This window comes from Streptomyces sp. NPDC005070, from assembly GCF_053600395.1.
The window spans coordinates 1-7,979 of record NZ_JBSFZS010000204.1; the positions used below are offsets into that span (position 1 = coordinate 1).

The 7,979-nt window shown below is 71.1% G+C and carries 9 protein-coding genes; 2 read left to right on the forward strand and 7 right to left on the reverse strand.

Going from position 1 to position 7,979, the window contains the following annotated elements; genetic code table 11:
• Positions 1–118 precede the first annotated feature (118 nt).
• The gene (locus tag ACWEBX_RS35395) at positions 119–1,498 is read right to left on the reverse strand and encodes a glycoside hydrolase family 43 protein (RefSeq protein ID WP_451888859.1); all 1,380 of its coding nucleotides are present in this window, start codon (positions 1,496–1,498) and stop codon (positions 119–121) included.
• Between the two features lie 247 nt (positions 1,499–1,745).
• Between ACWEBX_RS35395 and ACWEBX_RS35400 the strand changes: the two genes are divergently transcribed.
• Positions 1,746–2,237: a phosphatase domain-containing protein gene (locus ACWEBX_RS35400; RefSeq protein ID WP_451888860.1), complete on the forward strand. Its 492-nt coding sequence runs from the start codon at positions 1,746–1,748 to the stop codon at positions 2,235–2,237.
• A gap of 75 nt (positions 2,238–2,312) precedes the next feature.
• Here the strand turns inward: ACWEBX_RS35400 and ACWEBX_RS35405 are convergent, their stop codons facing one another.
• A complete protein-coding gene (locus tag ACWEBX_RS35405) occupies positions 2,313–2,528 on the reverse strand; it encodes a dodecin (RefSeq protein WP_103547697.1) in 216 nt (71 codons plus the stop codon).
• A gap of 341 nt (positions 2,529–2,869) precedes the next feature.
• Here ACWEBX_RS35405 and ACWEBX_RS35410 point away from each other — a divergent pair, with 341 nt between their 5' ends.
• On the forward strand, positions 2,870–3,640 hold the full coding sequence (locus tag ACWEBX_RS35410; RefSeq protein WP_451888861.1) for a cobalt-precorrin-6A reductase: 771 nt from the start codon (positions 2,870–2,872) through the stop codon (positions 3,638–3,640).
• A gap of 74 nt (positions 3,641–3,714) precedes the next feature.
• Here ACWEBX_RS35410 and ACWEBX_RS35415 read toward each other — a convergent pair whose 3' ends face one another.
• From ACWEBX_RS35415 to egtB, 5 genes are all read right to left on the reverse strand, one after another.
• Positions 3,715–3,906: a hypothetical protein gene (locus tag ACWEBX_RS35415; RefSeq protein WP_451888862.1), complete on the reverse strand. Its 192-nt coding sequence runs from the start codon at positions 3,904–3,906 to the stop codon at positions 3,715–3,717.
• 15 nt (positions 3,907–3,921) lie between these two features.
• Positions 3,922–4,563 carry a precorrin-8X methylmutase gene (locus tag ACWEBX_RS35420; RefSeq protein WP_451888863.1) on the reverse strand — a complete coding sequence of 214 codons (642 nt, stop codon included), beginning with the start codon at positions 4,561–4,563 and terminating at the stop codon, positions 3,922–3,924.
• Between the two features lie 215 nt (positions 4,564–4,778).
• Entirely contained in the window at positions 4,779–5,753 is a 975-nt protein-coding gene (gene egtD / locus ACWEBX_RS35425) for an L-histidine N(alpha)-methyltransferase (protein WP_451888864.1), read from the reverse strand.
• On the reverse strand, positions 5,750–6,541 hold the full coding sequence (gene egtC, locus ACWEBX_RS35430) for an ergothioneine biosynthesis protein EgtC (RefSeq protein ID WP_451888865.1): 792 nt from the start codon (positions 6,539–6,541) through the stop codon (positions 5,750–5,752). The genes egtD and egtC overlap by 4 nt, the downstream gene beginning before the upstream one ends.
• On the reverse strand, positions 6,541–7,887 hold the full coding sequence (egtB, locus tag ACWEBX_RS35435; RefSeq protein WP_451888866.1) for an ergothioneine biosynthesis protein EgtB: 1,347 nt from the start codon (positions 7,885–7,887) through the stop codon (positions 6,541–6,543). Before egtB ends, egtC begins: the two co-directional genes overlap by 1 nt.
• Between the last annotated feature and the right edge of the window lie 92 nt (positions 7,888–7,979).

Genomic DNA, 7,979 nt, shown 5'->3' on the forward strand with positions numbered 1-7,979 from the left:
CTGGTCGGCGGCTCGGTCCGGGACGCGCTCCTCGGTCGGCTCGGCAACGACCTGGCCGCACCGGCGAGAAGTCTGCGGAGAGGGGACATCGGGGGTGTCTCCAGGGGACGAAGGGACGTCAAGAACCGACCGAGAAGGTGGCGTCGGCCTTGTCGGTGGCGGTGGAGATCGGATCGATGCGCAGCACAAAGTTCGCGTGCCTGAGGTAACGGTCCGGGTAGTTGGAGGAGCGGAAGGATGACCACGACGTGTCGGCCAGGCCCGCCGTCCGGTGGAAGGTGGCGTCCTGCGCGAACGTCGTGGTCCCGTCGTTGACGTCGAGTGCCATCTGGTAGTTGCTGTGCCGCAGGTACCGCGTCGGGTGGCTGACCGACCGGAACGAGACGCCGGCCGTGTCGGCGAGCCCGGGCACCAGCGTCCACTGCGCGTCCGCGTACGGGTCGAACGGGTATGCGTCGATCCGGCCGACGTAGTTGGAGTGCCGGACGTAACGCGCCGGATAGTTGTAGGACTTGAGCCGGTTCCAGGCGGGGGCGCCCCACGTGGCGAGGAGGTTGCCGTACTCCGTCGTGGTGATCGGCTGGATGCTCGCGTGCTTGGAGTTCAGCGGCTGGGTGTACAGCCGCTGGTCGACCGCCGTCCAGGTGCCGCTCGTGAGATCGGCCGACTGCCAGGCGTAGAAGACCCCGTTGGGCGTGTAGGTGTCTCCCCACAGGTAATGGATCCCCGTCGACTGGGACTTGACGAGGATCGGAGCCTCGGTGCCGCCGTGGGAGACCGGTGTGCTGAACACCGTGAAGCTGCCGGGGTCCAAGGACGTCGACCTGGCGCCCACCAGCGTCTGGTCCTTCTTGAAATAGAGGTAGTTCACGCCGCCGACGCCCACGGCCAGGTCCCCGTCGATCACGTCGTAGCCGGGGTCGAAGAAGACCTGTGCGGCCGACGCGGTCACGAAGTCGGTCGTGTGGTTCACCATGATGACGTTGTGACCACTTGAATTCACCGCGGAGTAGATGATCCCGTACTGCCCCCGCCCCGCGTCCCAGTAGGCCTCGGGCGCCCAACTGTGGGTGGCCATGTCGTGCAGTTTCAGCCTGCGATAGCCGCTGAAGGACCGCAGATCCGTGGAGTCCCACACGTGGATGTACTGGCTCTGCAGACTCCAGTCGGTGCCCTTGAGGTCGGTGGCGAGCACCACGAACGTGCCGTCCTGTCTGCGCAGGATGAACGGATCGCGCAGGCCGCCGGTGCCGCCGGTCGGTGTCACGACCGGCTTGTTCTGGTTCAGCGGTGTCCACTGGAGCGCGTCGGCGCTGACGGCCAGATGCAGGCCGTAGTCCGCTCCGTCGCCGTTCGGGGACTCGGTGAAGTAGCCCATCACATAGGCGGTCGTGGTCGCGGCGCGGGCGGCCGGGGCGCCGAGGGCCAAGGTGGCGGTGAGGCTGGCCATCGCGCCCAGCGCGACCCGCCGGGAGGGCTGAAGGGGGGTGGCGTTCATGCCGGTCTCCTCGGTGAAGGAGCGGCGGTGGGGGTGTCCCTCCCCCTGACCGACACTCCTGTTCGACATACCGGATGCTGTGCGACATGCTGTGCAGGGCTTACGGTAGGGGCCTGCCAGTGATGTGAACAGGGCCTGGAGAGACGGAAGTTGAGCGTGTTCACGCCTCTTCGGGGTCCCGGGGCACGGGGTTGCGGTCCGGCCGTTGCCCGAGGCGTTGTCGGAGCCGCTGTCTAGGCTGGTCCGCGTGAAGGAACAGAGCAGCAGACCCCTCGCCGTGTTCGATCTGGACGGCACGCTCGCGGACACCGCGCACCGGCAGCGGTTCCTGGAGCGCGCGCCGCGGGACTGGGACGCGTTCTTCGCGGCGGCGTCCGAGGATCCGCCGCTGGCGGAGGGCGTCGCGCTCGCGCTGAGCAGTGCGCGGGAGTGCGAGGTGGTCTATCTGACCGGCCGCCCCGAGCGATGCCGGCGGGCGACGGTGGAATGGCTGGCCGAGCACGGCCTGCCCGAGGGCCGCATCTGGATGCGGCGCAACGACGACCGCAGGCCCGCCGGCCGCACCAAGCTGGAGATCCTTCGCCGGATGGCCCGCGACCGGGAGATCCGCGTCCTCGTCGACGACGACGCATTCGTGTGCGAGGAGGCGGAGCGGGCCGGTTTCACGGTCGTACGGGCACGGTGGGCGGCCGCGTCGGCGGCACTGAAGGACGCGCAGGAGCGGGAGGGGCGGACCTGAGGGGATGTCCCGGCGGGCGGGGTGGATCTGAGGGATCCCCGCCGGGCGGGGTGGACCCGTGGGGCGCGGGTCGGGTCAGTCGGCGTCCTCCAGCCGGAAACCGAGCTTCAGACCGACCTGGTAGTGCTCGATCCGCCCGTTCTCGATCTGCCCCCTGACCTGGGTGACCTCGAACCAGTCGAGGTTGCGCAGGGTCTGCGAGGCCCTGGTGACCCCATTGCGAATGGCCTGGTCGACGCCTTCGTGAGAGGTCCCGACGATTTCGGTGACCCGGTAGGTGTGCTCGGACATGCGGCTGCTCCTCTCCGCCGTGGCGTGAGTGCCAGGCGTGATTCCACGGTGCCCCACCGGGTGGCGCTCCGCGAGACGGCGGGGGTGTGGAGGGTGACGTGGGGGCGTTGGGAGTCGGGTGAGGCCGCTGCCGACGTGAGCGCCCGCACGGGCGTGAGGGCCGGTGCCGGCGTGACCGGCGGCGCCGACACGAGCCTGACGCCGGCCGGAGCCGAGACGGGGCCGCTGCCGGGCCTGGCCGCCGACCGGTGTGTTTTCGTGCGGCCGGTGTGTTTGAGTGAGCCGCTGCGACGGCTCACCCTCTCAGCCGATGCCGCACTCTTCGGAAGGAACCGGACGTCGTGCACGTACTGATCCTTGGTGGTACGACCGAGGCCCGTCGTCTCGCCGAGAGCCTGGCGGCGGGGACGCGGCCGGACCTCAGGGTGACGAGCTCGCTGGCCGGACGGGTGGGCGCGCCACGCCTGCCGCCCGGCGAGGTGCGGGTGGGCGGCTTCGGCGGTGCGGAAGGCCTGGCGCGATGGCTGGGCGAGCACGCGGTGGACGCCGTCGTGGACGCCACGCACCCCTTCGCGGAAACGATCAGCTCCAACGCTGCATCGGCCGCGGCCACCACAGGCGTTCCCCTGCTGGCCCTGAGGCGCCCCGGCTGGGTCCCGGTCCAGGGCGACGCCTGGCACGAGGCCGGATCCCTGGAGGAGGCCGCCGGGCTCCTGCCCTCACTGGGCCGCAGGGTGTTCCTCACGACGGGCCGGCTGGGTCTGTCGGCCTTCGCGGCCCTGGAGGACCTGTGGTTCCTCGTACGCTCGGTGGACGCGCCGCAGACCCCGGCCCCGGCCCGCATGGAGGTGCTGCTGGACCGAGGCCCTTTCACGCTCCAGGGAGAACGGGAACTGCTCCGGCGTCACGCCGTCGACGTACTGGTGACGAAGGACAGCGGAGGCGAGGCCACCGCCCCGAAACTGACAGCGGCGCGGGAGGCGGGCCTGCCGGTGGTCGTGATCCGCAGACCACCGGTACCCACCGGAATCCCGGTCGTGACCTGCCCGCAAGCGGCCGTCGACTGGATCGAAGACCGATTCCACGCGGACATGTCCCCGCACACCGACTGACCCCTGACGCACCCGCGACACGGGTCGGCCGGCCACTGCCGGAGATCGTTGAGGTTCGCTGATGCGGAATCCCGTCAGCGGAGGAGCCTCTTACGCGCCCAAAGAAACCCGATCACCCCGCCGACAACGACCAGGTACACGGTCAGCGGTCCGTCGTTCAGGATGAGTCCGGGCATGGCGATGACGGCCACGATCAGGAGCCATCCGCATCCGGCCATCCCGATGTCCGCCGCATCAGGACGGCGCGCTTCGTTGTCCATGTCCATGCGACCTCCCGTGCGTTATTCCTTCTCGCTCGCCATCGCGTTGATCGCGGCCGCTGCCATCGCGCTGCCGCCTCGGCGGCCCCGTACGATCAAGTGGTCGAGGGCGGCGGGGTGTTCGGCCAAGGCCGCCTTTGATTCCGCCGCGCCGACGAAGCCCACCGGGACGCCGATCACCGCGGCGGGGCGGGGCGCGCCCTCCTCGATCAGCTCCAGGAGGCGGAAGAGTGCTGTGGGGGCGTTGCCGACGGCCACCACGGCACCGTCCAGGTGGTCGCGCCACAGTTCCAGGGCGGCCGCGCTGCGCGTGGTGGCCAGTTTCGCCGCCAGGTCCGGCACCGAGGGGTCGGAGAGCGTGCAGATCACCTCGTTGTCCGCGGGCAGCCGCTTGCGTGTGATGCCGCTCGCCACCATGGAGACGTCACAGAGGATGGGTGCGCCCGAACGCAGTGCTTCGCGGGCGCGGGCCACCACCTGGGGCGTGTACGCGAGATCGTCGACCAGGTCCACCATGCCGCAGGCGTGGATCATCCGGACCGCCACCTGGCTGACGTCGGCGGGCAGGGCCGCGAGGTCCGCCTCCGCGCGGATGGTGGCAAAGGACTCGCGGTAGATGGCCGCGCCATCCTTCTCGTAGTCGAACACAGTTTTCTCGCTCATCCGTTGACGTCGTTCCGGGTGCGTGCCCGGGCGGAGGCCGGCCGGCCGGAGGGCGCGGGCATGGGCGCGAGCATACCGATCACGACCCGAACAGCGATTCCGTCGAGGCCGGTCAGGTCGGCGTGGGCATCCGGTTCGTGGTCGGAAGGCGGGGTGTGGGGGCGGGGCCGCCGGCCCCGGCCCACACCCCGGTCCCGTTCCGGGAAGGAGCAGCCCTACGGTGAGTTCTCCACCGCCTCGCTCAGCGACAGCGCGAACCGGCCCTCCGCGTCCGTCCACCAGTGGGACAGACCGAAGCCCGCCGCGGCCAGTTCACCGCGGACACCGTCCTCGCGGAACTTCGCCGAGATCTCGGTGCGGATCTCCTCGCCTTCCGCGAGGTGGACCGCCAGATCCAGCGCCGGGACCTTCACGGTCTGCGTGACGCGCGACCGCAGCCGCATCTCGATCCACTCGTTCTCGGCGTCCCAGAGCGCCACGTGCTCGAACGCGTCGAGGTCGAAGTCGGCACCGAGTTCGCGGTTGACGACGCTCAGCACGTTCTTGTTGAACGCCGCCGTGACCCCGGCCGCGTCGTCGTAGGCGGTGACGAGCACCGACGCGTCCTTGACCAGGTCGGTGCCCAGCAGCAGGGTGTCGCCGGGCGACAGCAGGGACCGTACGGACGCCAGGAACGTCGCGCGCTCGGCGGGCAGCAGATTGCCGATCGTGCCGCCGAGGAAGGCCACGAGCCGCGGCCCGGGGGTGTCCGGGAGCGCGAGACCGCCGGTGAAGTCGGCGATCATCGCGTGGACGTTCAGGCCGGGCCGCTCGGCGATCAGCGCGTGACCGGCGTGGGTGAGCGCGCTCTCGCTGACGTCCACGGGCACGTACGTGTGCAGGTCCGGCATCGAGTCCAGCAGATGGCGGGTCTTCTCCGACGATCCCGAACCCAGCTCGACGAGCGTGCGCGCACCGCTCGCCGCGGCGATCTCGGCGGCCCGCGCCAGCAGGATCTCGCGTTCCGCGCGCGTCGGGTAGTACTCGGGGAGTTCGGTGATCTTCTCGAACAGCGCGCTGCCGTGGGCGTCGTAGAACCACTTCGGCGGCAGGGTCTTGGGCAGGTGTCCGAGGCCGTGCAGGACATCGGCGCGCAGTGCCGCGTCCGTGGCGTCCTCGGGAAGGGTGCGGGTCAACAGGAACGGACTCACGTACGGGGCTCCTTGCGCTGTGCGGATGCCATGTCCTCGCTCATGTCCTTGAGCGGGGTGAGCAGTACCTCGGTGCGGTTCGCGATGAGAAGGGTGCGGTCGGGGACCTCCCGCCACAGCGGGTCGTCGTCGTACGGCTCGGAGGCCACGAGCGTGCGGCGGCCGGGCTCGGTCAGGTACCAGAGGGTGTCGCCCCAGGCGGTCGCGGTGATCGTCTCGCCGTTGGTGAGCAGCAGGTTGAGCCGCGATCCGGGGGCCGCCTCGGCGACCTCCTGGACGGTGTCGGCCAGTGCCTGGCCCTCCTCGTCACCGGCACGCAGCCGGTGCAGGACCAGGGCCCACACGAACGCGGAGTCGCACCGGGCGTCCAGCGACAGCAACGCGGCCGGAGGCAGGCCCGCCACGAGGGGGGCGAGGCTGCCGGGCCAGCCGCGGACGGCGCCGTTGTGGCTGAACAGCCAGGGGCCCGCGGCGAACGGCGCCGCCGCGGCCTCCCCGTCCGCGCCCGCCACGGTCGCGTCCCGCACCGCGGCGAGCAGCGCCCGTGTCCCGATCACCCGGGCCAGGTCCGCGAACGACTGGTCGCCCCAGATCGGACCCGTGCGCCGGTAGCGGGCCGGCACCGGGTCCCCCTCGGCGTACCAACCCACCCCGAACCCGTCGGCGTTGACGGTCCCGTTCCGCTGGCGCCGGGGCGCCCACGACTGCCGGTACAGGCTGTGCTCCGGTGCCACGAGGAGTGCGCCGAGCTTCTCCTCGCCGCCCAGATACGCCAGATGACGGCACATCAGGCGTTCCCGTCGCGGGCCGTGCGGAACCCGGAGAAGATCTGCCGCCGGTTCGGATAGTCCCAGTTGCGGAACGTGCCCCGGCAGGCCACCTGGTCCACCGCGAACGAACCGCCGCGCAGCACCTTGTACTCCGGACCGAAGAACACCTCCGAGTACTCCCGGTAGGGGAACGCGACGAACCCGGGGTAGGGCTCCAGATCGCTCGACGTCCACTCCCACACGTCGCCGATCAACTGCCGTACGCCGAGCGGCGAGGCGCCCGCCGGGTAGCTTCCCGCCGGCGCCGGGCGCAGATGCCGCTGGCCCAGGTTGGCGTGGACCGGCGAGGGGTCCTCGTCGCCCCAGGGGTAGCGGGTGGAACGGCCGGACACCGGGTCGTGGCGGGCCGCCTTCTCCCACTCGGCCTCGGTGGGCAGCCGCCGCCCCGCCCAGCGAGCGTACGCGTCGGCCTCGTACCAACTCACGTGAAGCACCGGCTCCTCGGGCGGTACGGCCTCGGTCACCCCGAAGCGGCGGCGCAGCCACTGTCCGCCCTCGCGCCGCCAGAACAGCGGTGCCTCGATGTCATGGGCGCGGATGTGGTCCCAGCCGGCCGGGGTCCACCAGCGCTCGTCGCCGTAGCCGCCGTCCTCGATGAAGGCCTGGTACGCGGCGTTCGTGACCGGAGTGGTGTCGATGAAGAACGACGGGACCGTGCGCCGGTGTGCGGGCCGCTCGTTGTCGAGCGCCCACGGTTCGGTGGAGGTACCCATCACGAACGGGCCCCCGGGCACCAGGACTTCGGCGGGACCGGTGAACGGCGGGGCGGGGGCGGGGTCCGGCGCCGTGAGGGCGGCGGGTCCTCTGCGGAGCTGATGGGTGATCAGCATGGTCTCGTCGTGCTGCTGTTCGTGCTGCGCGATCATGCCGAACGCGAATCCGGACCGGGTCAGCCGGTTGCCTTCGAACGCGGCGCTCTCCAGGACGTCCAGTGCCCGGCCGCGCACCTCGGCCGCGTACGTACGGGCTTCGGCGGGCGGCAGCAGCGGCAGCGAGGGGCGTTCGGCCCGCGAGTGCTCGAACGCGTCGTAGATCCTGTCGATCTCGGGCCGCATCGCCTCACGCCCCGCGACCGCCCGCAGCAGCCACAGTTCCTCCTGGTTGCCGATGTGCGCGAGGTCCCATACGAGGGGGGACATCAACGGCGAGTGCTGCGCGGTGAGATCGGGGTCCTCCACACAGGAGGTGAGCAGGGCGGTGCGGTCGCGGGCGGTGGTGAGCGCGTCCAGCGCGCGCTGCCGGAGCGACTCCGGATCCGTGCGCGGACCGGAAGCGGTCGTGTCGGAAGCGGTCGTGCCGGTCATGTGTTCAGGTCCTTCCCGTCGTACAGGCCCTTCCGGGGGCCGGCCGGGCGCCGCCCGGACCGGCCGTCGTGATGAGCGGCGGCCGCGCCGGC

Bases quoted from the DNA above. Each gene is read 5' to 3' on its own strand.
- ACWEBX_RS35395 (WP_451888859.1), bottom strand. From the start codon at position 1,498: ATGAACGCCACCCCCCTTCAGCCCTCCCGGCGGGTCGCGCTGGGCGCG.
- ACWEBX_RS35405 (WP_103547697.1), bottom strand. From the start codon at position 2,528: ATGTCCGAGCACACCTACCGGGTCACCGAAATCGTCGGGACCTCTCAC.
- ACWEBX_RS35415 (WP_451888862.1), bottom strand. From the start codon at position 3,906: ATGGACATGGACAACGAAGCGCGCCGTCCTGATGCGGCGGACATCGGG.
- ACWEBX_RS35420 (WP_451888863.1), bottom strand. From the start codon at position 4,563: ATGAGCGAGAAAACTGTGTTCGACTACGAGAAGGATGGCGCGGCCATC.
- egtC (WP_451888865.1), bottom strand. From the start codon at position 6,541: ATGTGCCGTCATCTGGCGTATCTGGGCGGCGAGGAGAAGCTCGGCGCA.
- egtB (WP_451888866.1), bottom strand. From the start codon at position 7,887: ATGACCGGCACGACCGCTTCCGACACGACCGCTTCCGGTCCGCGCACG.